Genomic DNA, 23,935 nt, shown 5'->3' with positions numbered 1-23,935 from the left:
ACACTGTCATTATTATCTAAATTATCAAAAAAGCAACAGAAAAATGGACTTGGCGGGATTTGAACCCGCGGCCTTTACGTTGCGAACGTAACGATCTACCCCTGATCTACAAGCCCGCGACATCGCATCTCAGTGCAAGAATGCGGAATTTAGATTTGGCATCCATACCGTATAAAATTATTTTTTTGCGCCTGCCGGCATCGCATGCCAGACAGGAGCGGATTGACAAAATATTGCAACGGAGATATCTCCGCAATCAAAGAATAAGCGAGATCAGAGAATGATCTCGATATCCAGCTTTTCTGCAAGTTCCTTGTATCTGTTCCTGATTGTAACCTCGGTCACGCCGGCAACCTCGGCAACCTCACGCTGTGTGCGGCGTTCTCCGCCTAAGATCGACGAGATATAGATTGCCGCCGCCGCAACACCGGTCGGACCTCTGCCGCTTGTAAGCTCTCTCTCGCCTGCCTGACGCAGAATCTCGACCGCTCTTGACTGAACCTCGCCTTTCAGACTCAGACCGGAGCAGAAACGCGGAACGTAGTCAATCGGCGACGTCGGGAGAAGTTTAAGACCCAGCTCTCTCGAGATAAACCTGTAAGTCCTTCCGATCTCCTTTCTGGAAACACGCGAAACCTCGGCAATCTCATCGAGTGTTCTCGGAACACTGCACTGACGGCATGCCGCATAAAGTGCCGCTGCCGCAACACCCTCGATACTCCTTCCGCGGATGAGGTTTTTGTCAACCGCGTCACGGTAGACAACGGCCGCCGTCTCCCTTACATTCCTCGGAAGACCCAGAGCCGATGCCATACGGTCAAGCTCGGAGAGTGCGAATGCGAGGTTTCTCTCCGTCGCATTGGATACACGAATCCTGCGCTGCCATTTCCTTAAACGGTAGAGCTGTGCACGGTTCTTCGAGGAAATTGCACGACCGTAGGAGTCGCGGTTTCTCCAGTCGATCATGGTTGAAAGACCCTTATCGTGAATCGTGAAGGTCATCGGAGCACCGACACGCGAACGCTTCATCCTCTGATCGTGATCGAAAGCACGCCACTCGGGACCGCGGTCAATAAACTCTTCTTCAAGAACAAGTCCGCAATTCTGACAGATAAGCTCCGCACGCTCATAATCGTGAACCAGCTGGCGGCTGCCGCACTCCGGACAGACGGTCTTGGTCGTCTCTTCGGGTTTCTTCTGCTGCTTCTCGACCTGTTCAACCGAGCGTTTTCTGAGCGCTTCTCTCTGACTCTGTAATTGCTTAAGTTTCTCTATTTCCTGCATGAATCTAACCTTTATTTTGTATACAGCATCCCGCCCGACACACAACCTGCAGTATCACTGCAGTAGACGGATGCGCAAGGTGACGAAATATTCCCGAATATCTCGACAAGCCTCCCCACAGGTTTTTCATCGGCATCGAAGACATCCGTGTAAAGCGGCGGAAGTTGCGCCGAATCACAGGATATGACAAGCATATGCTTACCGACAATCGACCGAATCCTACCTGCTGTTTTCAAGAACTCTACCTACCCGTAAAGATAAAGATCGCCGACTCTTTTATCTAAAATCCGAAAAAAAGTCGCGATACGCCGGAGAACGATACCGGCTATTTCTTACATTACGTAATCTATATATATCTGTCACAATAGTATAAATACATTTTGCCAAAAAATAAATAGTAATTATTTCCCGAGAATGCGGTTGAGGGTTTTTACCGATAAAACTGTTTCTGCTTCCGCCGGAGACATGCCCGCGCCTCTTGCGACGACAACACGCTCGGTCATGCTCATGATGTCCCCCGGCGAATGCGAATCCGAGTCGACCACGCAGAGACAGCCGAAACGCTTCGCCGTTGCAAAAACATGCCCGTTCGTCCTGTTGTGACCGCCGCGTGAGGTGATCTCCAGAGCAACGCCGTTCTTAGCCGCCTCCGTCGCGGTCTCGTCACTGATAAGACCCGGATGAGCCAGAATATCCACATATGCCGAGGAGCACGCCGCAAGATTGGTGCCGCCGGCAACTGGTTCAACGGGTGTCTCGCCGTGAACGACAACGATGTCCGCGCCCGCATCCTTGGCAAGTTTTGCAAGTTCGTCTATCTCGCCCGGCGGCACATGCGTAATCTCGATGCCGCTCAGGAGATTGACGCCGTAAACCGACGCCGACCTCTTTACGGCCTTTGATGCGGCGATAATCTCAGCGTAATTCGAGAAATCGGCATGGTCCGTGATTGCCACGGTCTTATATCCCGCCACTGCCATACGGCGCACAAGCTCGGTAGGAATCAGTTCGCCGTCCGTAATCGTTGTATGTGTGTGAAGATCAAACATATTCTGCCCCATGAGAAATCAAATCGGTAATTCGTTAATTCGGTAAATCATTAAATCTGTAATTCAATAAATCATCAAATCGGCAGAATCCGAATTATTTCTCCGCCTTCATCTTCTGCGCAATCTTTTGAATCAGCACTTCCTTCGGTCCGTCCCATGCGACAAGAACGCGCCCCTCTTTCTCGAGCCAGAATGCCGGGTGACTCTTGCCGTCCGTTGTCGGGCTCAGTCCCAGCTTTTTCGCCGCAAGAACCATGCTCTTCACCGAAGGACTCTTGACGGCATCGGTCTTCTTCACGCGCCGACCCTCCGCACGTGTAAGACTCTCATTGAAATAACACGGGTATAAGACCTTCTCTTTATCCATGATAATAGTATATTCAGTCAAGATATTAACTGATACTGTCATATCTAATACTATGCACCATATAGATGTCAGTATAGAGAAGGATGTCTTCGACGCCAACAACAAACTTGCGCACGAAAACTACCACAAATTAAAGGACAACGGCGTCCGTGCATTCGACCTGCTCGGCGCCATCGGCTCGGGAAAGACCGCACTCATCGAGAATATCGTGCCCATCCTCAACAGACAGGGCATAAAAGCGGGAGCCATCGCCGGCGACGTCTGGGGCGACGATGACTTCAAGAGGATTGTCGCTACGGGAATCCCCGCCGTCAACGCCAACACGGGCAAGGAATGCCACCTCGACGCACATATCGTCGAGCACGCAATCGAGGATCTGCCGCTCTCCGAGATAGACGTACTCTTCATCGAGAATGTCGGCAATATGGTCTGCCCGACCGACTTTGCGCTCGGCGCCGAGAAACGTGTCGTCGTCATATCCACGACCGAGGGCGACGATGTCGTAAACAAGCACCCGATGATGTTTCGAAACGGCACAATCGCCGTAATCAACAAGATTGACCTCGCGGAATTCGTCGGATGCAACATCTCCAGAATGGAAGAGGACATTCACAAATACAACCCGATAATGCCGATCTTCAAGACAAACCTCAAGACCGGCGAAGGCGTGGAAGAACTCGTAAAAGAGATTCTCCGCTGAATCACCCCGATATCCGCATAACATCCCACATAACTTTCCACATAACTTTTTTGCCGCAGGGCACGGCAGGGCATGGTCTGAATCCGTCGTCAGCCGCAGGCATATCGCGGCTGCATATGCGTGAGATTAAATAACTTAAAAACAGATATATACAGCACTTCAGTATTGGAGCAGACGCGGCATTTATGCATCCCGCATAAAAGCGCGTAAATTAAAAACACAGGAGAAGAATTACATGCTTTGGCAAGGTAAATCAGTAAGAACCGAGACCGGTGCACGCTTAAAGCCTGCACGCAGCAAGAGACGCGTCGAAGTCGGACGTGCACCTGCAGAGACACACATCGGCGAAGACCGCAAGAAGATCATCCGCACACACGGCGGCAACACCAAGGTCCGTGCACTCCGTGCATCTACCGCAAACGTTTCCGACCCGAAGACAGGCAAGACCGAGAAGTCCGCCATCCTCAATGTGGAAGAGAACACCGCAAACCAGAACTACGTCCGCCGTAACCTCCTTACAAAGGGCGCAGTCATCAAGACCGAACTCGGCAGGGCAAAGATCATCTCCAGACCCGGACAGGACGGAGTTATCAACGCCGTTCTCATCGAATAAACCGCTGACGATAAAATACAAGCGGTTTGCGGAATTCTGAACATTCCGCCCGAGTCCTTAAAGAAATGCTCCAACTCTTTAAGGGCAAACAATCTTATTTCGCATCTCTAAGATGACTTTTTTCACCGCCATTAAGATTCACGGCAGCATCGCATTTTCCGGCACCACTTCACGGCACCCTTTCACGGCATCCTTTCAAGGCATCCCTTCAAGCATCCCTTCGCGATATCCTATCACGCATTCCCGTTTTGCCGCCGGGTCGGACATACGGCATTGATTAATAGAATATTTATAAATTCGAAATGCATATTATAGCAAATGCGCAGAGTATACCACCGTTTCCCACTCAGATGCGACCTTGACTTCGATCTGCCGTATCCGTTCATAGATGTCGTCACAAAGATAGTTTCGATGAACAACACGCACGTGACCCAGAGAGCAGGCGGCGACCTCGTAAAACTGGACTTACGCATCTCCGTCGCCGACGAAAAAACAAACATGGTGCCGGTCGAGAACATACCGGCACTCCTCGACACGATAACCGACGAAGCCGACTTCCTGCTCCGCATGAACGAGACCATTCTCACCGGCGACCGCAAGATCCCGCGTGCCGAGACGATATACTATCTCAAGATTAAAGAGAGCGGCATGATGTCGGAGTGCTTCGCGACAAAAGAAGGCGACAAAGGCAGCACGGATGCCTATGACGTCAAAAAACTGATCTCGGGTGCATTCGAACAGTGATGCTTAAAAGAGCGATTGCCGCGCCGTTCAAGAGTTTCAACAAGGACTCGATGAAAAAAACCGACTTCACCTTCTTCTTCGCTTACGACAAGCGCTGGATCAGCGGCGAACAGGCGAACGCACTCTTAAAGATCGGACTCAAACAGAACCTTCTCAGAGAGGAAGGCGGCATGGTATCGCCGACCTTCGACATCGCGGAGATAGAGATACCTACGGGCTACAAGCCCCCCGCGGATATCTTCGAGACAAGGAAGGCAACCGCTTACGAAGAGCTGATTCAGGACATCGCACGGATAACCGACCGCGAGACCGATGCCGTGGATAAAGAGTTACAGGCAATCATCCGCGAGAAGTTCGACGGCAACCTGACCAGAGAAGCCGCGGCAGTAATACTTGCACGAAAATACAAAGTCGAATTCGGGGACAAACTCGAAAGACTCAGATCAAATCAGTAAACATATCGGTATATTTTTGAGATAATTTTGAGAAAGAAACGTTGATAAAGAACCGTTGATAAAGAACCGTTGAGAATGAACGGTTGATAAAGAACGGGGAATGCGTTTTTTTGTTTTCAGAAACCTCTGAAAACAGCATAATCAAAAAATATCATAAGATTACCCCTTACGGAGCAATCTTTCAAACTTTTTCTTTCAAACTTTTATCGGTTTATTCTGCTGCAGGTGCCTCGGCTTCCGCGGGTGCAAAGTACTCCTCGAGTGACTTTGCGCCGTAGCCGACAACCTTTGCGTTTACCTGAACGAACTCGGGGGTAATCTCCGCACAGCGGATTGCCTTTCTGCAGCGCTGTCCCGGATACTTCGGGTGGAATCCGGTGCTCTCGGAGAGAAGGATCTTCCTTCTGCCCGCGCCCGGAAGGTCCTCTCTTGCCGGAATTCCGGTGCGGTCGGTTGCGCCCGTAAGCTCGATTGTGTATCCCGCAAATCCGAATGCGTCGCCGCTGATCTCCTGTCCGATCTTCTTTCCGATAAGTGCACCCGCCATACCGCCGGTTGCTTCAATGTTGTATGCCTTTCCTGTCTTGGGGTCGGAAAGGACTAACTTTAAATCTGCCATCTGATTTAGAACTCCAATATTCAGTGTCTTTATACATTTGAATTAGAACAATAAAAAGACTACTTTCCTCAGAAGGGTGAGTCTTTTCTTTCGATCTGGGTGAACTCGTCCAAAACGAACTTGATACTGTCGCCAAGATGCGAAAACATCTCGGTTTCAAGGACTTTTACATGATGCTCGGGGACGTCGACGAAGAGGGTATCGCCGACATCGACCTGACGCCCGACCGTAGGTCCTTCTATTGAGATGGACACCTCCAGACCCTCGGTTGCCTCGGCTACACTGTCGGGACCTTTCTTTATCTGCTTCACGCGCCCGACTTTTCTGCCGTCAGGATGAATAAGATTCGTGCCCGTCTGGAGCTTGCCGCCGAGGATTCTGACGCCCACAACCGCAGGATTGCTCTGATGGAAGACGCAGTCCGGAAGAAGGGTGATCTTTGCGGGCATGATTAGCTTCTCGAAACTCTCCTTCTCGATCTCGCGGCGCGTCTTCTCCTCCCATTCCAGATAATCGTCGATAAGATGATAAATGACGTCGGACTCGAAGATCATGACATTATCCATGTTCTTCTCCATAAGAACGTCGTTGGCGTCCGGAAGGCGCGTGGTATTGAAAGCCAGAAGAACCGACATGAGCGGATTCTTCAGAGTCGCAATCTCCACAATGTCATGCCTCGTTATCGGACCCACTTCGGCACGCATAATCGGAATCTCGTGCTGCTCAAGCTCCTTTGAGAGCGCCTCCAGAGCGCCGATGGTATCCGCCTTGATGAAGATACCCTCCTCGGAGAGCTTGACGGCGACGGTCTGCATCTCCTTTTGGATATTCTCCTCAATCTCGTCGCGGTTGCCGCCGCTGACCACCATGATGGGCGATCCAGCAACAACCCTGTCGAGATTCGGCGCGGCAACCTTGATACCGCATGCCGCCGATGCCGACTTGACGCGCTCGAAGCGATCTTCGGTGAGAATCTCCTGCATCGGACGCGGTTTTAAGAGAGAACGCACCTTCGTGCAGACCACGCCCTGATTCGAGCCCACCATTATCTCGTCGCCGACATTGAGGGTGCCGTCATAGAGGATTACATCGAGGGTTGTTCCCAGACCGCGCTCCTCCTTGACCTCCAGAACCGTGCCCACTCCGGGACCGTCGACCGTGAGCTTGAGATTTCCGGTCATGTATCTCTGCGCAAGTCCGACCATGACCATCAGCAGATCGGGTATACCTTCGCCCGTGATGCCGCTCACCGGCACTATTGCTATGGTCTTGCTGAAATCAGTGACCCTGTCGTATCTTTCGCAGTTGAAACCCTCTTCCGAGAGCCTGCCTACAAGCTCATAGACCCTGGTCTCGAGCGTCGAGATGACACGTTCGTTCTGCGCCGCGTAACACTTCTTAAACGGCGCATTCGGCGTGGTTCTCCAGCCGGAGATTCTATCCATCTTGGTGGCGGCGACCACGAACGGCGTCCTGCAATTCCTCAGAATATGAAGTGCCTCAATTGTCTGCGGCTGAAAACCCTCGTTAAGATCGACGACGAGGATTGCCATATCCGCAAGCGCACCGCCCCTTGTTCGAAGAGTCGTAAAAGCATGATGACCCGGAGTATCGATGAAGAGAAGTCCCGGGACATCGAAATTAACCACGCCTTTTGTCCCGCTCATCTCCTGAATCGCTTCCAGCGGCACTATTGTCGCACCTATGTGCTGCGTGATTGCGCCCGCCTCCGATTTTACCACCGATGAGCCGCGAATCTTGTCAAGAAGCGATGTCTTGCCGTGATCGACATGTCCCAGAACACATACGATGGGTGTTCTTATCGAACCGGCACCCGAATCCGCACCATTTCCCTTTCCCTTTTTTTTCGCCATTTCGATATCCTCCAACAAATGTATTTCACAAGGCAGATTGGAGATTCGTCAAAGCTCCATCTTTATTCGTAAGCAATCGCTAAATACGGAAAACATCCCGACACTGCCGATACGTTACGGCAGAGAATACAGGTTTTACACTAATTGTCTGATATTATTGGTGCATATAAGAATATTAATAATCCTATGATATCACGCTGTCCCGACGAATCCTGAAGGGCGGATACGATTGGACACGTGCATACTTCGGGATACGTGCCGGATACAAAATGAATAGATTAATTACCATGCGCCGTCAAACTAAATAGCGCAATAAAACTTTGCCGGGGTGGGGTAGTTGGATATCCTCAGGGATTGTGGCTCCCTGGACTCGGGTTCAAATCTCGGCCCTGGCCTCTTTGTTTTTTTCCGGTTTTTCCGTTTTCTACTTTCCACATAGTTTGCTATATTTGCCGACTTATCCGTCCCTGTTTATCCCCCGCATATTTTCCCGGACTATTTTTCATAACTATTTTTCATAACTATTATTCCGGACTATTTTTCCTAACATATTTCGGCATGCTTGACCACCAAAACCCTTAAACATTTTGCGGATGATGAACTTTACCGCATCGGGACATAACAGTGATTGTATATGCAGATTATGCAGATGTATATGCAGATGAATCTGAGATGATGAGATGAAAATCATGGGAATTAATAAGATTTTAACGGCAATCCTGCTCGTTTGCCTCTCGGCATGCATACTCTTTGCGGGATGCACGGGAAATACGAACGGGAATGAACAGACACAGCAGCAAACACTGCAACCGACACAGCAGCAGACGCAGACAGACACCGCAGCCGCGGATGAGCGGATAACGGTAGCGGCATCAATCCTGCCGCAGAAAGAGATAATCGAGTCGGTCGGTAAGGATAAAGTGAAAGTCTCGATACTGGTGCCGCCGGGCTTCAGCCCGCATACCTATGAACTGACATCGGGACAGCTGCGCAGTATAGCGGATACCGACCTCTTCGTATCCATGGGCTCGGGAATAGAGTTCGAACTCGCATGGATGGACAAGATTAAGGGCGTCAATCCGAATATGCCGATAGTCAACGCATCCGAAGGCATCACCTTCATCGACGGCTACACCGAAGAGGACGGCACGCATGTCTCCGGCGGCGACCCGCATGTCTGGCTCTCAATCGCGAATGCAAAGATAATGGCCGAGAACGTCTGCAAAGCACTCGCAAAAGAAAGCCCTAAGGATGAAGCATACTTCAAGGCGAATCTTGAGGAATACAAGGCAAAACTTGACGCGCTCGACGGCGAGATCAGAGAGTCGTTCACCGACATGAAGAACGTCACGATAATGACCTATCACCCCGCATGGTCGTACTTTGTCCGCGACTACGGCATTGAATGCATCTCCGTCGAGAACAACGGAAAAGAACCTTCGCCCTCCGACCTTGCCGCGCTCATCGACACCGCAAAAGCGAAGGGGATTAAGGTAATATTCGCATCGCCGGAATACAGCACAAAGAGCGCATACACGATTGCGGACGCAATCGGCGGCAGCGTCGTCCTTATCGATCCGCTCTCAGAGAACTATATCGATAACATGAAATCGGTTGCCGAAGCCTTCAAAAGCGCAGTCGCACAAAACTAAAGACCTTGGGCATTAAAAAACTAATACCGCAAAAGGAGATCCATAAAGACTTACCGATGCGAAATACGGGATATACAATGCCGCAGGAAAAATCAGGGACCGAATATGACGATGCCGCACGGAATTCGCGGCAGTCGCGGCAGAACATTGCTTCAGTCCCCGCCATCGAGATAAAAGACTTAACGATACACAGAGAAGGGCAGACCGTTCTGGACAAAGTCTCCCTTAAGATAGAGGAGGGGCAGTCCTACGCAATCATAGGACCCAACGGCGGCGGCAAAACCACCCTTCTCAAGTCAATCCTCGGACTCATAAAACCCGATTCAGGATTTGTCAAAATATACGGCGAAAGCCCCGCCGTAAACCGCTATATGCTGGGATATGTCCCGCAGTTTCATACCTTTGATTTCAGCTATCCGATAAGCGTCCGCGACATGGTCCTTACCGGCAGACTGGGACATATCAAAGGAATCCGCAGAAGATACTCGGATGAAGACCGCAGATGCGCGGAAGAGGCAATGAAGACTCTGGGCATACTTCACCTTGCCGACAGAACGCTGAGCGACTTATCCGGCGGCGAACAGCAGCGGGCAATCATAGCACGCGCGATTGTCGGCAATCCGAAGGTCCTTCTCCTCGACGAGCCGACCGTCTACGTCGATTCGCCTACCGAAGAGAAGTTCCATGACATCCTTGTCGAACTTCACAAGAAGATGACCGTAATCATGGTCACGCACGATATCGGCGTCATATCGTCCGGCGTCGATGTAATCGCGTGCCTCAACGTGAAGATGTTCACGCACTACTCCGCCGAGATTACAAGCGATATGATCCTCAATACCTACAAATGCCCCGTCGATCTGATAGCGCACGGACTTGCGCACAGGGTATTGCACGATCATTCCGCGCTTGAATCAGTACCCGAACACGAACACGAAGAGGATACGGAGATCTCCGACCGCGATAAAATAAGGTGCGGATGCACGGAGCACGGAGGCGGGCAATGATCGACGTCATCGCCGAACTCATATCCGCTTTCGGATACGAATTCTTCAGAAACGCTCTTCTGGCAGGCATTCTGGCAAGCACAGCCTGCGGCATCATAGGCAGTTTCGTTGTGATAAAAAGGATGGTCTCGCTCACCGGCGGCATATCCCATGCGGCTTTCGGCGGCGTGGGTCTCGGATATTTCCTCGGCTTCTCGCCCATACTCGGAGCGACGGTCTTCTGTGTCGCAACCGCGGCAATAATCGCCAAACTGCGGCATATCGCGCATCAGCACCTCGATACCCTCGTCGGCGCCATATGGGCGGCGGGAATGGCTATCGGCATCCTTCTGGTCTATCTCACCCCGGGATTTGCGCCCGACCTCTACGGATACCTCTTCGGCAATATCCTGCTCGTCCCTTCAAGCGAGATATTCTTCATGGGCGCCCTTCTTGCCGCAATCATCGCGATAACGGCAATCTTCTATAACCAGCTGCTTGCGGTCACCTTCGACGAAGAATACGCCACGGTCATGAACATCGCGTCCGATAAGATAATCGCCCTTCTCCTCATAATGACGGCGGTGACAATCGTCATGCTCATTCAGGTAGTGGGAATTATCCTCACTATTGCTCTCCTCACGCTGCCTGCGGCAATCGCACGCGAGTTTACCGGCAGACTCGACAGGATGTTCTATCTCTCCACGATACTCGGCATCGCATTTACGACCTGCGGCATATTCCTCTCATATACCCTCGACGTCCCCTCGGGAGCAACGATAATTCTCATAGGCGCCGCGGCATACATCATTGCCCTCTGCGCAAAGACCTTTTGCAGACGATAAGAAGTTCAAACAACAAAAAAGGTAATTGCGATAATAAGTGCCAATTAATAATTAAAACACTTAAAACACTTTTAAAATTGTCAAACAGTCAGGATAATTAAAGTAATTAAAACCTGTAAAATAACTAAAACACTTCTTGAATCACAAAAAGAAAAAGGGATATTTTGGATATTTATCCTGTTTTCCGTTTTCAGATTTTGTCTTTTGTAGATTTTGTTGTTTGTCGATTTTGACTTTATTTTGTTGTTTGTCGATTTTGACTTTATTTTGTTGTTTGTCGATTTTGACTTTATTTTGTTTTTTGTCTGTTCTTAACCGTTCTCTTGTCTCTTCGTAACGGTTTCAGTCATTCCTTCGGGTTGCGACCAGTAATGCCGCGACTGCGAAGATACCGATTATTGCCGCAAATGCAGGGCTGCCGGACTTCTGAACATTACCCGGGTTGGGCGTGAGCGAACTCGATACCGAGGATGTTGCGCCTGCCGTAACCGTTGCCGCAACCGTCGAATCGTAGTAACCGGCAAGACTGAATCTTACATTGTAGGAACCTTCGGCAAGTGCAACAGTCAGCGGAGTAACGCCCATGTAGTCATTGTTGACGTAAACGTTAGCACCCGCAGGCATTGACGATGCCGAGAGATAACCCATTGCCGGACCCGTGCTCTTGAGCGGGATTGTGACCGACGCGGTTGCGCCGCCGTTAACCGTGACGCTCATGGATGCATCCTGATATCCAGACAACTTTGCCGTGACCGTGTGCGTTCCCGACGCGACATTGCTTATGACCATGCTGCCAGATGCGGGTGCGATACCCTGATAGACGCCGTCAAGGTAGATGTATGCTCCGCCGGGTGACGATGTGACATAGAGAGTTCCCGTGGGTGCTGAATACGGCTGAAGTGTCGGATATACGTAGGATGTCTGACCGGGGTTTACGGTAACCGAGCTCTCCCACGTGTTGTATCCCGACTTCTCGAGTCTGAGAGAGTGTCCTCCCTTTGTAACGCCCGAGATTGTCTTGGGCGAAATTCCGACGTAATTGTCATCAAGGTAAATCGATGCGCCGGAAGGCGTAGAACTCACATAGATTGAACCGTAGGACTCAATCGGCGTAAGCGTTGCCGATGCGGTTGCCGTAGATCCCGAGTATACGTAGACCGAAGATGCCCATTCCTGATATCCGGACTTGGTAATTCTAACATTGTGGTATCCCTGAGTATATCCGCTCTGTGTAACGGGTGTCGTTCCGACATAGACATCATCGATGTAGACAACCGCGTTTGACGGAGAAGATCTTACCGAAATGGAACCCGTTGTCTGAATCGGATTGAGAGTAAGATAGTAGTCAATATTCTCTCCGGGCGAAGGCATGGTCAGACTGACTCTGTTGCTCTCGGAGTATCCGGATTTTGCCGCATATGCGGATCTTAACGGAGTACCGGTGGAGTAGACCGCCATTGTGTAAACGCCGTTTGTGGTTGTTCCCTCATAAGCGCCGTCAACGTATATCGAAGCGCCGTCGACATTGGTATGGAAAGTTATCCAGCCCATACCGCCGCCTACATCGCCGCCGACGGTCATACCCCATGTGCCTGTTGCACCGCCGCTATCGTACATGCCTCCTGCAGCACTTGCAGGAACGGCTATAGCAAGAAGTGCAATCAAAAGTATTCCTATAACTGAACCAGTTTTACATGACATATATACCATTGCAAAATTTGTACTCTTACTTTTTTAATCCTTTGCATAATCCCATACGGAATCGACCCGCAAAAAGCAGACATAAATTGCCGTGAACATCCGCGGCAACCCTGAAAACGGTCAAAATAGGACAAAATCCGAACAAATCCGAAATAATTCGGATTAGAGCTTCTGCGCAAGCCTTGAGGAATACATTGTCACGAAATACGACAGACCCATGGCTACCGCAAGCATGGGCAGAAGAACAATCATATGCTCGGCACCTATCGATCCGGTAGCCAGCCTTACGATGATATTTCCGGAGTTCATGGGTATGGAGAGGGCAAATACGAGCACGACGACGGTCGCAATCGAGAACATGAACTGCGCGTTCGTCCTCTCGCGATATCTCATGGCGAAGGTTGCGGCGATAAGTATCAGAATAAACGCAACTATGCTGATATGCATCAGTATCTCAAGGAATCCGCCGATATAGATTCCGTTCAGAATCAGCAGTATCATCCACGTTCCCGCCTGCAGAGGCACGAGCAGGAATGCCGCAAGTATCTTGCCCCAGACCATGTCGGTAAAACTCACCGGCGTCGACATGAGAGTCTCGAGGGTCTTGTTCTGAGATTCCTCGGTTATCATATCTATGATAAGCGCACCCGATATGATTGCCGGCATGAACACGAGCAGAGGAATGAGAACGCCGTATACGAACTCATAGAAGTCGCCGGCAGGATTCGTCGCCGGCATCCGCATCTCCACGGGCATAGCCGTAAGCCTGTCCGAACGGGCATCACGCAGCTCCGTCTCGTAGTCCGTGAGAACACTCTTCAGCTTTGCGCTGACAATGCCGGACTGTATATCATTCTCGATGAGGTATATCGTCACCTTCATCGGATTCATGGTCTCCTCCATGTTCCTCGGCACCCAGACCACTGCCGCCAGCTGCCTCTCGCTCAGAGCGGATACCGCCGGCGAAAGCTCCATGGGATAGACAATCAGGTTGGGATCCTCCATCAGTTTGACATAGAGATGCGAGGTCTCTCCCGCATAGGCTATCGGGTACTTCATCTTGGAATACTTGCTCATCGCATCCGGGTTATACATCGACGCAAGACCCACAAGGAGGAACGAAGAGAACATGGCGATGAAGAGCTGGAGAAGCAGTGCCAGAACTATGGTCTTTTCGTTGATAAGTCCTTTAAACTCCTTCTTTGCCACAAGTCTGCAGTTTCTTGAATTGATTTTCATCCGAATACCCCCAGAACGAAATAGAGATTATACAGGGTATGCACAACGCCTGCCGCGATTATTCCCAAGATATACAGGCGCAGACCGCAGACCTTGACGACCGAGCCGCAGATAAGGGTCGTGACAAAGTGCAGAATCAACGGGAGCCAGAGCACCTGCAGGCTCGAGAACATGACCGCGCCGAAGACCGACTCCGAGATCTCCGCAAGCGTTGCAAACAGGAGCAGTTTCTCGCCGAGAAGGAAACCGACCGCCACCGCGAATGCGCCGATTGCGAGGTTCTTCCAGGTCATATAGTCGGGACGCTTCAGGAAGAGCGCATAGATTCCGACCGACTTGAACAACTCTTCCACCAGCGCCGCCGAGAGCATTATCATTATCAGCGAGAGCGGCATCGGGAAATTGAAGAGAAGAACGAGCAGCATAAGCTGCATGAGGAAGACAAACGGAATCATGCAGATTGCGACAAACACAAGCGATGTGTTCACGTATCTCTTCGAGATAACGCCGTCGACGAACTCGACAAGCGCGGTCAGAATCTTGTGCTGCATGAACAGCTTCTCGCCGTTGTAGTTCTTTACGGCGAACCAGAAGATTACGAGGCTTACAAGATAGAAGATAATCGTGGAATACAGATACTCTTCGGCAGTGAAACCGTCGCCCTGAATCTGATAAATAATCAAAGTAAGCGGCGATATCTGACTGATAACGTGGATATTTGCAAATATCGCCGGGAAGAAGATATACGAGGATGCGACCGTCGAGAAGAATATTGAGATGAATGAAAGCTCCTTAAAGCTCCTCGCAATCATTCCTATCAGCAGCGCCGCCGAGAGGAAGAAGAGGATTACCGGAAACAGCGGCAGGAAGATTATCAGGTCCGCCCGAATATAGAGGATGAGCGCAACGGCGATAAGGCTCATCATGGCAAGATAGGGGAGCGCCTTTCCCGCGATTATCATCCACGGGCTTACGGGAGTACTGAGGAGGATCTCGCCGCGCCTGTCTATTCTCTCGTTCATGATACTCATCATGAAGAACTGCGACGTGAAATAAAGCGGGAATATGAAGACGAATACCAGAACTATGGTGTCAAACGGCAGTGAGGCACTCATCTGCGAGGGGACGATATAGGGTATGACGTCAAGGTCGCCGGACTTCAGGATATCGGTATAGCGGCTTATCGTGGGATCGCTGCCTTCATCGGCGATGAGATACCTGCGCAGTTCTTCCACGGGAACTTCAATCTCTTCGGACGGAAGCGGAATCTCGATGATGTTTGCGGGTCTGGGGACGCGGTAGGGATTGGAATACGAGAATGCCGCACGTCCCATCTGGGTTGCGGTAAAGTCAATCACGCTCTCGACTTCCTTCTCGTCTATCCAGACGGGATATGCCGCATAGAGATCCTTCTGCCTGTTGTAGAACGCTATCTTATAGCGGGAATAATCGCGTTCGAATGCCAGAAGTGCGGCATTGCCGCGATCCGTGCCCGACGTCGTCACGGTATCGCCGGAGACAATAAGATCAAAAGCGTCCCGATACTGCGGGTCAAGAAGATATTGCGGATGCTGAGAGAAATAGCCGGACGGCACTTTATAGATAACAAAACGGCTGTCGAATCCGATTATCTTTATGCTCTCGTCGGAATCCGTGAAGACGGTATAGACATTGTCTTCGAGGTGTATGCCGCTGCTGTTGGCAAAGCCCATTGCGACCACGAGAAGAATGAACAGTGCCGCGACTATGGGGATGAGTCCCTTATCCATAGTCCCCGCAAAACGGCGGATCTCCCACTTTGAGATCTTTAAAATTCTGCGGAGGGCGGTTTTTTCATCCGATACCGTATTGTTGCCGCCCGTAACACTCAACCCCGCAATTGTTTCAGAATATCCGGGAAATAATCCGATAATTGTTTCGGAAAATTTCTGAATATATCAGAATATATCAAAAATATCTTAGAATCCATCAAAAATATAAAACTATGCTTAACGGACAGCCTGCAACGACAAGAAAGTTTATCAGATTAATTGAAGAAAAACTACGCTTGAACAGATATGTTACATGCCCGTTCGATAATAAAAGATTACGGCAATTTTCGTGCTCTGGACGGCGTCGATTTCGATATAGAAGAGCCGGGGATATTCGGGATAATCGGTCATAACGGCGCGGGAAAGACCACGCTCCTCAAGATAATGTCGGGTCTGATACCTGCGACGTCAGGAGAACTCACAATTAACGGCGTGGATGTCATAAAGAATCCCGACGGACTCAAGGAACAGATGGGATACCTCCCCGAAGAGTCGCGGCTTTACGAGAATATGACGGCGCATGCCTATCTTACGTTCTTCGGCGAGATCTACTCTATGAAACCCGACGAGATTGACTCGCGCATAAAAGAACTTTTCAGGAAACTCAGCCTCGAAGTCGGCGACAAAAAACTCGGCGAACTTTCGAAAGGCATGAAGAGGAAGGTTGCGATTGCCAGATCGCTTCTCCACGACCCCTCGCTTCTCGTCTACGACGAACCGACTTCGGGTCTTGACCCCATGACATCGCGCTACATAAGCGAGTTCCTGCGGGAGCTGAGAAACGAGCGCAAGAAGACGATACTTCTCTCGGCACACAATCTCTATCAGGTCGAAGAGCTCTGCGACCGCGTCCTTATCCTTCAGAGAGGCAGAACGGCGGCGTTCGGAACAATGAACGAACTGCGCGAGAACTTCGGATCGGTCTACTACGAGGTCGAGTTCGTGACAGAAGAAAGAAGCGTGCTCGACGGCATTATCACGGATTACACGGAATCTGCGGGAGTCATCTCGGCAAAGGTCAATGATATCGATTCCTTAAACTCACTCACACAAGCCGTATCGACATCGGGCGGCAGGATAAAGAAGATAGAATCGCATTATCCGAGCCTTGAGGACATGCTTGTAAAGATCGGCAGATAGATCGGCATATTCTCATTACAATTTTTAAAAAAACTCTTTTTGACCCTTTTTCGATAATCGCAATTACCGAAAAATCGCAATTACCGAAAAACAGGAAATTCATAACAGATAATTCAAAACAAAATTTCACAAAACAGAACATTTACAACACGAAGCGGGCCTGGGGGGATTTGAACCCCTGGCCTACGGATTAAGAGTCCGTCGCTCTTCCTGACTAAGCTACAGGCCCCGTTGTTGTGCCTAAATAAATCTGATCTTTGACTTAATAAGTCTTTCTGATATTGCCTAAATAAGGATGAGATACAATCTATAGTAATATGCCTGATAATCTGCCAAATCGATCATCCGATCGAGTCAAGTATATGATCCTCGGATGCGGAAGCAGCGGCTACAACGTCCTCGAAGAACTGGCACACGACGACGAGCCGATTCTCATAATTGACCACGATCCCAAAAGAGTCAATGATCTGAGAGATCAGAACTACGAGGCACTGGTCTACGATATAGCCGACCCGACAATATTCGAGATACTGCCCATACCCGAAGTGGTATTCATCCTTTCCAACGACAAGAACGCAAATCTGGATGCGGTCCGAAGAGTGAAAGAAGTTCACCCCTCGGCATATGTAATTGTAAGAGCGCTGGACAGACTGAGCCTATCGCTCCTTGAGCAGGCGGGCGCGGATGCCGCTTTATATCCTCAGGAAGTCTATGCAAAGACCGCGGTTCACACTATGAGGAGACTGCACTCCTCAAGGCTTGCAAGAAAGCTCTACCACTATCTCTCGGACTGCGAAGGAACAATGGGAATCATCCTTCACACGAACCCCGACCCCGACGCAATCTCAAGCGCAATGGCGCTCTGCGTAATCGGAAAAGAGGCGTCCGGCGGCAAGCTCTCATGCAAGATTATCTACGACGGCAAGATAGGTCATCAGGAAAACCGCGCATTCGTCACGCTCCTCGACATTCAGCTTCAGAGGATAACGGAAGACAATGTCGAAGAAACTCTCAAAGAATGCAATTACATCGCGATAGTCGACTCTTCCGCCGCGGGCGTAAACAACTTCCTCCCGCCCGATACCAAGGTCGACATCATCATCGACCACCACAAGATAATGGAAGAAGAGAACCGCGGTGTTCATTTCGTTGATATAAGACCGGGAATGGGCGCGACGGCAAGTATCCTCACGCAGTATCTGCAGGAACTCGATATTCTGGTCGATCAGAAGGTGGCAACCGCTCTTCTCTACGGTATCCGCGCAGATACCCGCGACTTCTCAAGGAACACGACGCCGCAGGACCTTAACTACGCTGCATTCCTGCTCCCGCTCACGGACAACGAGCTTCTCAACAAGATTACGTCGCCGTCCATGTCAATCGAGACCGTAGAGGCTCTCGGACTTGCGATAAAGAACAGAAAGGTGCAGAACGGTTATCTCTTCACGAATGTGGGATATGTCAAGAACCGCGACGTAATCCCGCAGGCAGCCGACCTACTCGTTCAGCTCGAAGGTATCAACACGGCAATCGCATACGGAATCGGTGACGACGCAATCACGATATCGGCGAGAAACAAGGATATCAGGATGCATGTCGGCAACGTCATGAAAGAGGCGTTCGAGGAGATAGGCGAGGCGGGCGGACATGCCACCATGGCGGCGGCAAAGATACCGCTCAACTCCTTCTCGGTCATCAAGAGCAAGGAAGAACTTCTCAACCTGATTGCCGAGCCGTTATTAAAGCGCTTCACCGACACGATAGGTCTCGGAAAGGAAGAGAAGAATGAGGCGTAAGCCTGAAACCGATTATAACATGCGACATACGGACTGCGGCATGACCCGGCAATGAAGTTTGAAGAATGGGAACCCCATTACAAAAACATCCTCGATTTTTTCGGATTTGACAGAACCGGCGATGAAGATGCCGCTGTTTTGGCACGCTCCCTTACGGATAAGGACGATATTGCCGTTTTGAAAGACGCCGTCTGCGGAAAAAAGGTCACGGTCTGCGGCAATGCACCCTCACTTCTTGAGGATATGCGGCTCGGCAGACGAATCGGCAGAGCAGGTAAGGTAGCGGGAACGGGGAATGGAGCGGAAGCAGGAACAGGAGATGCCGGCAATGCGCCATCATCCTCGGACGAAGTCATCTTTGCCGCGGATGCCGCCGCCGACAGACTCTTTTCAAAAGGGATACGTCCCGACATAGTCTCGACCGATCTTGACGGCTGCGAGGACTCTTTTCTTGAGATGAACCGCGCGGGAACAATAATGGTCGTTCACGCGCACGGCGATAACATGCCGCTTTTAAAGAGCTGGATACCGCGATTCGAAGGTCCGCTTGTCCTCACGACCCAGAGCATACCCATAGAGCGCGTCTACAACTTCGGCGGGTTTACGGACGGCGACAGGGCAGTCTTTGCCGCCGACGAACTCGGTGCCGCGGAGATAACGCTTGCCGGTTTCGACCTCGACGATAAGGATGTCGTGCCCATGAAGCACGGCAAACTCATGATTGCGCGAGACCTTCTGGCACTCCTCGATTTCAGAATTTAGCCGGAAAATCCGCACCATACCGCGTTAAAGGGCAGATACAGGAAAATGGATAAAGGAAACGCATCAAAAAACGCATTCATTCTTGACGGCTATGTCGACGAACCCGCATGCCTCGGGGTGCCGCCCTACATCTCCCCGTATGTAAGATACTGCGCGGGAGTCTGTGCCGGGAACGGCTATGGGGTAAAATACGCCACAATCGACATGCTCCGCAAAGACCCCGCCATTCTCCCCGGGATCGAGAGATGCGATCTCTTAATCTTCATAGCCGGAGTCACGGTTCCCGGGAAATATCTCGGCGGAACGCCTGCCGACTCGGGCGAGATAAACCGCATTGCCTCTTCACTGAAGAGACCGCGGAAGGTCCTCGGAGGTCCGATAGTCTTCGGAAACGCGGCAGGCGGCGGCATGAAGGCGGAGAGCGATGACTACTCCCTCTATGACTGCCTCTTAGGCGGCGAGATCGCCGATGCCCTCAACCGATACCTTAAGACATATCTCGAAGACCCCGACGGCGCGAATGTACCAAATGCAAAGGATGCAACTGAGGGCAGAATCATCCGCGGCACGCTCGAATACGGAAACATTGACCGCTGGAGCGTACTCGGAAGCGGCATAATTAAACTCCACCCGTCATACCCCCATGTCATATGCGAACTTGAGACGGCACGCGGCTGTTCACGCGCCGAGGTCGGCGGTTGTGCGTTCTGCACCGAGTTCCTTTACGGAATGCCGAGATACAGGACGCAGGATGGCATAACCGCGGAGGTCGCGGCTCTGCACAACGCAGGTGCACGATACTTCAGGCTCGGCAGGCAGCCCGACCTCCTCGCATACGGCGCAAGCTCGCATATGGGCGTAGCCAAACCCTGCCCGGAGAAGATTGAGGCGCTCTTCGCGGGAATACGCGCGAGCGCGCCGGAACTGAAAGTCCTCCATATCGACAACATAAACCCCTGCACAATCGCGGCATATCCCGACGAATCAAGGGCGGCGCTGGAAGCAATCGCCGCATACAACACCGCCGGCGACACCGCGGCTCTTGGTCTTGAGAGCGCAGACCCGGCAGTGGTCGAGGCAAACAACCTGAAAGCCTATGCCGACGACGTCTACACGGCCGTGAAGATAATCAACGGGGCGGGTGCGACACGGGACAGAAACGGCGTTCCTAAACTCCTTCCGGGACTCAACTTCGTGACGAACCTTGCCGGCGAGACCGAAGAGACCTATGACTTAAACGAGAAATTCCTGAGGCGCATCCTCGACGACGGACTCATGACGCGGCGCATAAACATCCGTCAGGTGATGCCGTTCGAAGGAACGAAAGCCTACGGAAACAATACCATAGGTCTGCACGCAAAGCGCTTCAAACAGTTCAAAGAGACCGTGCGCGAGAAATTCGATCTGCCCATGCTAAAGAGAGTGCTCCCGCAGGGAACAATTCTCTCGGATGCCGTCGTCGAGGTCTCGGGAAACATCTCTTTTGCCAGACAACTCGGTTCATACCCGATTCTCATCGGCATCCCCTATGAACTTCCGGTAGGCACGGTCGGCGACTTCTTTGTAACCGACTGGGGATACCGCTCGGTCACGGCATTTCAAAAACCGTTCCGCATCAATACGGCAGGTCATGCCGTCATAAAAAAACTCCCGAATATGGGTAAGAAAACGGGCACGAACGTATTCGTAAAGCGCCCCTACAAAAATGCCGCCGAGTTCGAGAAGGTTGCCGGAACTCAGTTCTACACGGAATATCTGGACTTCAACCGGTAATCTCGCCGAATTCCTGAGAATACCGCATTACCGAGGTACTGCTCACAAGCCCGATTATCTCGGTGCCCTCAAAGACGGGAAGAATGTCCACATCCTTATCCGACATCATAACCAGCGCGTCATAGAGCGTGGCATCCGAGGTTACCCCGAATAAATTGCCGGTGATGACCTCGCCGGCGGTCACCGTGAAGGCATCCGCCCCCGATACGCCGTCAACCTCTTTCCGCGAGATCATTCCGACAACGTGCCCCATTCCGTTTATGACGGGACAGCCGGAGACCATCTCGGACGAAAGCTTTGCGGCAACATCGCAGATGAGGTCGCTGTCATAGACATACGTGACATTGCCGTTCATCGCATCCGTAACTCTGACGCCCTTTATCCGCTCGCTCAGTTCGGTCATTGAGTTCTCCTGTGCGGCTCCGAAATAGATGAAAAGGGCAATAAGAATCAGAAGGAAGTTCAGCCAGATTATACCTGCGACCGCAAATAAAACGGCAAAAATCTTGCCGATGTCGGATGCTATCTTTGTGGCGCGGGTGTGCGGGAGTCTCAGGGAGAGAAGCCCGCGAAGTATTCTGCCGCCGTCCATCGGAAAAGCGGGGATCATATTGAAGAGGAAGAGGAATACGTTGAGAATCCCCAGATATCCGAAGATATAGAAGAGAATAAGACCTGTCATCGGACTCCCGGTCAGGAGCGGCGTATATCCGACAATGGCGTATGCGACCGCACTCGAGAGGATGCCGATTAAGAGACTTGCAACCGGTCCCGATATCGATATCCAGAACTCACTCTTCGGCGTGCTTCGTCCGTGGTCCTCGATAACCGAGATGCCCCCGAGGAGCATGAGAGTAACCTCGGTGACCCTGTGACCGTATCTCATCGCTATCAGACAATGCGCCATTTCATGGAGGAATACCGCCGCAAACAGACAGAGAGTGACTGCGGCGCCGAGCAGATACGGGGTATAACCCGCAGCCAGAACGGAAACGTCGAGATCGCCGGTTGCGTAGACCGTCTCGAGCAACCTTACGGTATAGGTGATGTCTTTTCCTATGACATACGAAAAGACAGGAATAATCAGCAGAAACGTGATGTGGAGTCTTACGGGCACACCCGCAAGCGATCCGATTTTTATAGAATCCCCCATACAGATGGATTATATTTTTAACTTTCAAGTCTTATATCTTCACTGGTTATCATGAAGACACAGGTTACTGAGCTTTTCGGGATGGAGGTCTACACGGAGAAGGCAATCCGCGTCGGCATTGTTGACGATGCAATACTTAACGTCGACTCAAAAAAGATAGATTTCCTCGCCGTTAGTGAATTAAACCCCGAACTCATTCAGCTTAAGGGATTCAAGGGCATTAAGATACCGTATCGTATCATCAGATCAATCGGCGATATTATCATAATCAGACACTTCTCGAACATGTTCCCCGCAAAGGACGCGGACTGAGAAGCTTACGAGAAATATCGTCCGAATAACGCGAATTTTTTTATAATTCGCAAAATTTTGATTTTTTGCGTGCGGATACGGAGAGTTCGCCGCAGGTGTCACGGGGGGTGCGCAGGGGTACTTTCGGGTATCACTGAAAGAATACATTTTATGCGCTTTTACGCTGTTGACGCGCCCCCGTTCATCGGAGTTCGGAGTTGCACGCAGTGTCGGAGTTACACGCAGTCTTGGAGTATCGGTCATGACGGTTAAGGATAGGGAGATATTCAGCAGTCTTACGGCAGTGCCGCCCGTAGTCGTCAGGCTCGACGGAAGGGCGTTTCACACGCTCACGGCGGAACTGCGGCTGGAAAAACCCTACGACACGCGCTTTAACGAAGCCATGTGCAGGGTCTGCGAGATGATTGTCGGCGACAGCGGACTCGAACCGGACTTTGCCTACACTTTCTCCGACGAAATAAGCATCTTCTTCTCAACGCTGCCTTTCAGCGGGCGCGTGGAAAAGATTGACTCGGTCGCGGCTTCATACGCGGCAGCGGCATTCGGTCTGACAATGGGACTTTCAAAGCCGGCGTCATTCGACTCCCGCATTGTCATGCTCTCGGGAGAGCCTTCGGTGATTGCGGAATACTTCTCCTGGCGGCAGAAAGAGGCATGGAGGAACCACATGAACGCATACTGCCAGCATGCCCTCATTACCGAAGGCATGACGCCGCAGAAGGCGGCGAAGGTCCTAAACGGCGCCAAATCCGCGGCAATGCACGAGATGATGCATGAGCGCGGCATAAACCTGTCAAAAACGCCGGCATGGCAGAGACGCGGCACGATAATATTCCGCGAGGAATACGTCAAGACGGGCTATAACCCCATAGAGAAGGTCGAAGTCCAAACCGCCCGCCGCCGCATATCGCGCGATGAAGACCTGCCGCTGTTCAGCGAACCCGAAGGCGTGAACTACTTACAAAACCTTATCGGAAAAGGAAAAGACAGGGCAGCCAAAAACCGATAAATAACGAATATCTGACAGATCTACAGCAAATAAACCGATGTAATAAAAGTA

The 23,935-nt window shown here is 51.1% G+C and carries 23 protein-coding genes and 3 tRNA genes; 14 read left to right on the top strand and 12 right to left on the bottom strand.

The window, feature by feature from the left end; genetic code table 11:
• Positions 1-44 precede the first annotated feature (44 nt).
• From T502_RS06320 to T502_RS06300, 5 genes are all read right to left on the bottom strand, one after another.
• A tRNA-Ala gene (locus T502_RS06320) sits at positions 45-116 on the bottom strand.
• A 157-nt stretch (positions 117-273) separates the two neighbouring features.
• On the bottom strand, positions 274-1,284 hold the full coding sequence (locus T502_RS06315) for a transcription initiation factor IIB (protein WP_042706337.1): 1,011 nt from the start codon (positions 1,282-1,284) through the stop codon (positions 274-276).
• A gap of 11 nt (positions 1,285-1,295) precedes the next feature.
• On the bottom strand, positions 1,296-1,520 hold the full coding sequence (locus T502_RS06310) for an H/ACA ribonucleoprotein complex subunit GAR1 (RefSeq protein WP_042706336.1): 225 nt from the start codon (positions 1,518-1,520) through the stop codon (positions 1,296-1,298).
• Between the two features lie 165 nt (positions 1,521-1,685).
• Positions 1,686-2,333, bottom strand: a complete 648-nt coding sequence (locus T502_RS06305; RefSeq protein WP_042706395.1) for a histidinol phosphate phosphatase domain-containing protein — start codon at positions 2,331-2,333, stop codon at positions 1,686-1,688.
• A 94-nt stretch (positions 2,334-2,427) separates the two neighbouring features.
• On the bottom strand, positions 2,428-2,700 hold the full coding sequence (locus T502_RS06300) for a signal recognition particle subunit SRP19/SEC65 family protein (RefSeq protein ID WP_042706335.1): 273 nt from the start codon (positions 2,698-2,700) through the stop codon (positions 2,428-2,430).
• A 52-nt stretch (positions 2,701-2,752) separates the two neighbouring features.
• Between T502_RS06300 and hypB the strand changes: the two genes are divergently transcribed.
• The 4 genes from hypB to T502_RS06280 all read left to right on the top strand — a co-directional run bounded on the left by hypB (position 2,753) and on the right by T502_RS06280 (position 5,212).
• Positions 2,753-3,400: a hydrogenase nickel incorporation protein HypB gene (gene hypB, locus T502_RS06295; RefSeq protein WP_042706334.1), complete on the top strand. Its 648-nt coding sequence runs from the start codon at positions 2,753-2,755 to the stop codon at positions 3,398-3,400.
• 235 nt (positions 3,401-3,635) lie between these two features.
• On the top strand, positions 3,636-4,013 hold the full coding sequence (locus T502_RS06290) for a 30S ribosomal protein S8e (protein ID WP_042706333.1): 378 nt from the start codon (positions 3,636-3,638) through the stop codon (positions 4,011-4,013).
• A 318-nt stretch (positions 4,014-4,331) separates the two neighbouring features.
• Positions 4,332-4,757, top strand: a complete 426-nt coding sequence (locus T502_RS06285; RefSeq protein ID WP_042706332.1) for a hypothetical protein — start codon at positions 4,332-4,334, stop codon at positions 4,755-4,757.
• Complete coding sequence (locus tag T502_RS06280) at positions 4,757-5,212, top strand: DUF2240 family protein (protein WP_052359215.1); 456 nt, start codon at positions 4,757-4,759, stop codon at positions 5,210-5,212. The genes T502_RS06285 and T502_RS06280 overlap by 1 nt, the downstream gene beginning before the upstream one ends.
• Positions 5,213-5,423: 211 nt before the next feature.
• Here T502_RS06280 and T502_RS06275 read toward each other — a convergent pair whose 3' ends face one another.
• Together T502_RS06275 and infB are read right to left on the bottom strand one after the other, a co-directional pair.
• On the bottom strand, positions 5,424-5,831 hold the full coding sequence (locus T502_RS06275; protein WP_042706330.1) for a 30S ribosomal protein S6e: 408 nt from the start codon (positions 5,829-5,831) through the stop codon (positions 5,424-5,426).
• A 68-nt stretch (positions 5,832-5,899) separates the two neighbouring features.
• The gene (gene infB / locus T502_RS06270) at positions 5,900-7,705 is read right to left on the bottom strand and encodes a translation initiation factor IF-2 (protein WP_052359224.1); all 1,806 of its coding nucleotides are present in this window, start codon (positions 7,703-7,705) and stop codon (positions 5,900-5,902) included.
• Positions 7,706-8,027: 322 nt separating this feature from the next.
• On the opposite strand from infB, the gene T502_RS06265 reads away from it, so the two are divergent.
• From T502_RS06265 to T502_RS06250, 4 genes are all read left to right on the top strand, one after another.
• Positions 8,028-8,100, top strand: a tRNA-His gene (locus T502_RS06265).
• Between the two features lie 294 nt (positions 8,101-8,394).
• The gene (locus T502_RS06260) at positions 8,395-9,357 is read left to right on the top strand and encodes a metal ABC transporter solute-binding protein, Zn/Mn family (protein WP_169736987.1); all 963 of its coding nucleotides are present in this window, start codon (positions 8,395-8,397) and stop codon (positions 9,355-9,357) included.
• A gap of 77 nt (positions 9,358-9,434) precedes the next feature.
• Positions 9,435-10,364, top strand: a complete 930-nt coding sequence (locus T502_RS06255) for a metal ABC transporter ATP-binding protein (protein WP_084173111.1) — start codon at positions 9,435-9,437, stop codon at positions 10,362-10,364.
• Positions 10,361-11,188 (top strand): metal ABC transporter permease, encoded by an 828-nt coding sequence (locus T502_RS06250; RefSeq protein ID WP_042706329.1) that lies wholly within the window; start codon positions 10,361-10,363, stop codon positions 11,186-11,188. The genes T502_RS06255 and T502_RS06250 overlap by 4 nt, the downstream gene beginning before the upstream one ends.
• Positions 11,189-11,530: 342 nt before the next feature.
• On the opposite strand, the gene T502_RS06245 is transcribed toward T502_RS06250, so the two are convergent.
• The 3 genes from T502_RS06245 to T502_RS06235 all read right to left on the bottom strand — a co-directional run bounded on the left by T502_RS06245 (position 11,531) and on the right by T502_RS06235 (position 15,999).
• Positions 11,531-12,853 (bottom strand): PEGA domain-containing protein, encoded by a 1,323-nt coding sequence (locus T502_RS06245; RefSeq protein ID WP_052359213.1) that lies wholly within the window; start codon positions 12,851-12,853, stop codon positions 11,531-11,533.
• 198 nt (positions 12,854-13,051) lie between these two features.
• Positions 13,052-14,128 carry an ABC transporter permease gene (locus tag T502_RS06240; protein WP_042706328.1) on the bottom strand — a complete coding sequence of 359 codons (1,077 nt, stop codon included), beginning with the start codon at positions 14,126-14,128 and terminating at the stop codon, positions 13,052-13,054.
• On the bottom strand, positions 14,125-15,999 hold the full coding sequence (locus T502_RS06235; protein WP_245597775.1) for a PrsW family intramembrane metalloprotease: 1,875 nt from the start codon (positions 15,997-15,999) through the stop codon (positions 14,125-14,127). Before T502_RS06235 ends, T502_RS06240 begins: the two co-directional genes overlap by 4 nt.
• Positions 16,000-16,185: 186 nt before the next feature.
• Here T502_RS06235 and T502_RS06230 point away from each other — a divergent pair, with 186 nt between their 5' ends.
• On the top strand, positions 16,186-17,079 hold the full coding sequence (locus tag T502_RS06230; RefSeq protein WP_042706327.1) for an ABC transporter ATP-binding protein: 894 nt from the start codon (positions 16,186-16,188) through the stop codon (positions 17,077-17,079).
• A 155-nt stretch (positions 17,080-17,234) separates the two neighbouring features.
• Here T502_RS06230 and T502_RS06225 read toward each other — a convergent pair.
• Positions 17,235-17,308: transfer RNA gene (locus tag T502_RS06225), tRNA-Lys, on the bottom strand.
• A gap of 88 nt (positions 17,309-17,396) precedes the next feature.
• Between T502_RS06225 and T502_RS06220 the strand changes: the two genes are divergently transcribed.
• From T502_RS06220 to T502_RS06210, 3 genes are read left to right on the top strand one after another with little or no spacing between them, the layout of a single operon-like run.
• A complete protein-coding gene (locus tag T502_RS06220; protein ID WP_042706326.1) occupies positions 17,397-18,875 on the top strand; it encodes a DHH family phosphoesterase in 1,479 nt (492 codons plus the stop codon).
• Positions 18,876-18,926: 51 nt separating this feature from the next.
• Positions 18,927-19,637: a 6-hydroxymethylpterin diphosphokinase MptE-like protein gene (locus T502_RS06215; protein ID WP_042706325.1), complete on the top strand. Its 711-nt coding sequence runs from the start codon at positions 18,927-18,929 to the stop codon at positions 19,635-19,637.
• A gap of 45 nt (positions 19,638-19,682) precedes the next feature.
• Positions 19,683-21,410, top strand: coding sequence for a radical SAM protein (locus T502_RS06210; protein WP_052359212.1), 1,728 nt, complete (start codon positions 19,683-19,685; stop codon positions 21,408-21,410).
• Here the strand turns inward: T502_RS06210 and T502_RS06205 are convergent.
• Positions 21,400-22,563: a site-2 protease family protein gene (locus T502_RS06205; protein ID WP_042706324.1), complete on the bottom strand. Its 1,164-nt coding sequence runs from the start codon at positions 22,561-22,563 to the stop codon at positions 21,400-21,402. The genes T502_RS06210 and T502_RS06205 overlap by 11 nt on opposite strands.
• Positions 22,564-22,614: 51 nt before the next feature.
• Between T502_RS06205 and T502_RS06200 the strand changes: the two genes are divergently transcribed.
• Together T502_RS06200 and T502_RS06195 are read left to right on the top strand one after the other, a co-directional pair.
• Positions 22,615-22,875, top strand: coding sequence for a PRC-barrel domain-containing protein (locus tag T502_RS06200; protein ID WP_042706323.1), 261 nt, complete (start codon positions 22,615-22,617; stop codon positions 22,873-22,875).
• Positions 22,876-23,041: 166 nt separating this feature from the next.
• Positions 23,042-23,884: a tRNA(His) guanylyltransferase Thg1 family protein gene (locus T502_RS06195; RefSeq protein ID WP_342665759.1), complete on the top strand. Its 843-nt coding sequence runs from the start codon at positions 23,042-23,044 to the stop codon at positions 23,882-23,884.
• Positions 23,885-23,935 lie beyond the last annotated feature (51 nt).

It is taken from the genome of Methanomicrobium mobile BP (assembly GCF_000711215.1).
GTDB classification, from domain to species: domain Archaea; phylum Halobacteriota; class Methanomicrobia; order Methanomicrobiales; family Methanomicrobiaceae; genus Methanomicrobium; species Methanomicrobium mobile.
Note: the sequence above shows the minus strand (reverse complement) of the source record. Positions and strands in the feature narration are given on the sequence as shown.

What these genes read in the sequence shown, in the direction of transcription:
- T502_RS06315 (WP_042706337.1), bottom strand. Translation starts at nt 1,284, where the DNA reads ATGCAGGAAATAGAGAAACTTAAGCAATTACAGAGTCAGAGAGAAGCG.
- T502_RS06305 (WP_042706395.1), bottom strand. Translation starts at nt 2,333, where the DNA reads ATGTTTGATCTTCACACACATACAACGATTACGGACGGCGAACTGATT.
- T502_RS06300 (WP_042706335.1), bottom strand. Translation starts at nt 2,700, where the DNA reads ATGGATAAAGAGAAGGTCTTATACCCGTGTTATTTCAATGAGAGTCTT.
- hypB (WP_042706334.1), top strand. Translation starts at nt 2,753, where the DNA reads ATGCACCATATAGATGTCAGTATAGAGAAGGATGTCTTCGACGCCAAC.
- T502_RS06290 (WP_042706333.1), top strand. Translation starts at nt 3,636, where the DNA reads ATGCTTTGGCAAGGTAAATCAGTAAGAACCGAGACCGGTGCACGCTTA.
- T502_RS06285 (WP_042706332.1), top strand. Translation starts at nt 4,332, where the DNA reads ATGCGCAGAGTATACCACCGTTTCCCACTCAGATGCGACCTTGACTTC.
- T502_RS06280 (WP_052359215.1), top strand. Translation starts at nt 4,757, where the DNA reads ATGCTTAAAAGAGCGATTGCCGCGCCGTTCAAGAGTTTCAACAAGGAC.
- T502_RS06275 (WP_042706330.1), bottom strand. Translation starts at nt 5,831, where the DNA reads ATGGCAGATTTAAAGTTAGTCCTTTCCGACCCCAAGACAGGAAAGGCA.
- infB (WP_052359224.1), bottom strand. Translation starts at nt 7,705, where the DNA reads ATGGCGAAAAAAAAGGGAAAGGGAAATGGTGCGGATTCGGGTGCCGGT.
- T502_RS06260 (WP_169736987.1), top strand. Translation starts at nt 8,395, where the DNA reads ATGGGAATTAATAAGATTTTAACGGCAATCCTGCTCGTTTGCCTCTCG.
- T502_RS06255 (WP_084173111.1), top strand. Translation starts at nt 9,435, where the DNA reads ATGCCGCAGGAAAAATCAGGGACCGAATATGACGATGCCGCACGGAAT.
- T502_RS06250 (WP_042706329.1), top strand. Translation starts at nt 10,361, where the DNA reads ATGATCGACGTCATCGCCGAACTCATATCCGCTTTCGGATACGAATTC.
- T502_RS06240 (WP_042706328.1), bottom strand. Translation starts at nt 14,128, where the DNA reads ATGAAAATCAATTCAAGAAACTGCAGACTTGTGGCAAAGAAGGAGTTT.
- T502_RS06230 (WP_042706327.1), top strand. Translation starts at nt 16,186, where the DNA reads ATGTTACATGCCCGTTCGATAATAAAAGATTACGGCAATTTTCGTGCT.
- T502_RS06220 (WP_042706326.1), top strand. Translation starts at nt 17,397, where the DNA reads ATGCCTGATAATCTGCCAAATCGATCATCCGATCGAGTCAAGTATATG.
- T502_RS06215 (WP_042706325.1), top strand. Translation starts at nt 18,927, where the DNA reads ATGAAGTTTGAAGAATGGGAACCCCATTACAAAAACATCCTCGATTTT.
- T502_RS06210 (WP_052359212.1), top strand. Translation starts at nt 19,683, where the DNA reads ATGGATAAAGGAAACGCATCAAAAAACGCATTCATTCTTGACGGCTAT.
- T502_RS06205 (WP_042706324.1), bottom strand. Translation starts at nt 22,563, where the DNA reads ATGGGGGATTCTATAAAAATCGGATCGCTTGCGGGTGTGCCCGTAAGA.
- T502_RS06200 (WP_042706323.1), top strand. Translation starts at nt 22,615, where the DNA reads ATGAAGACACAGGTTACTGAGCTTTTCGGGATGGAGGTCTACACGGAG.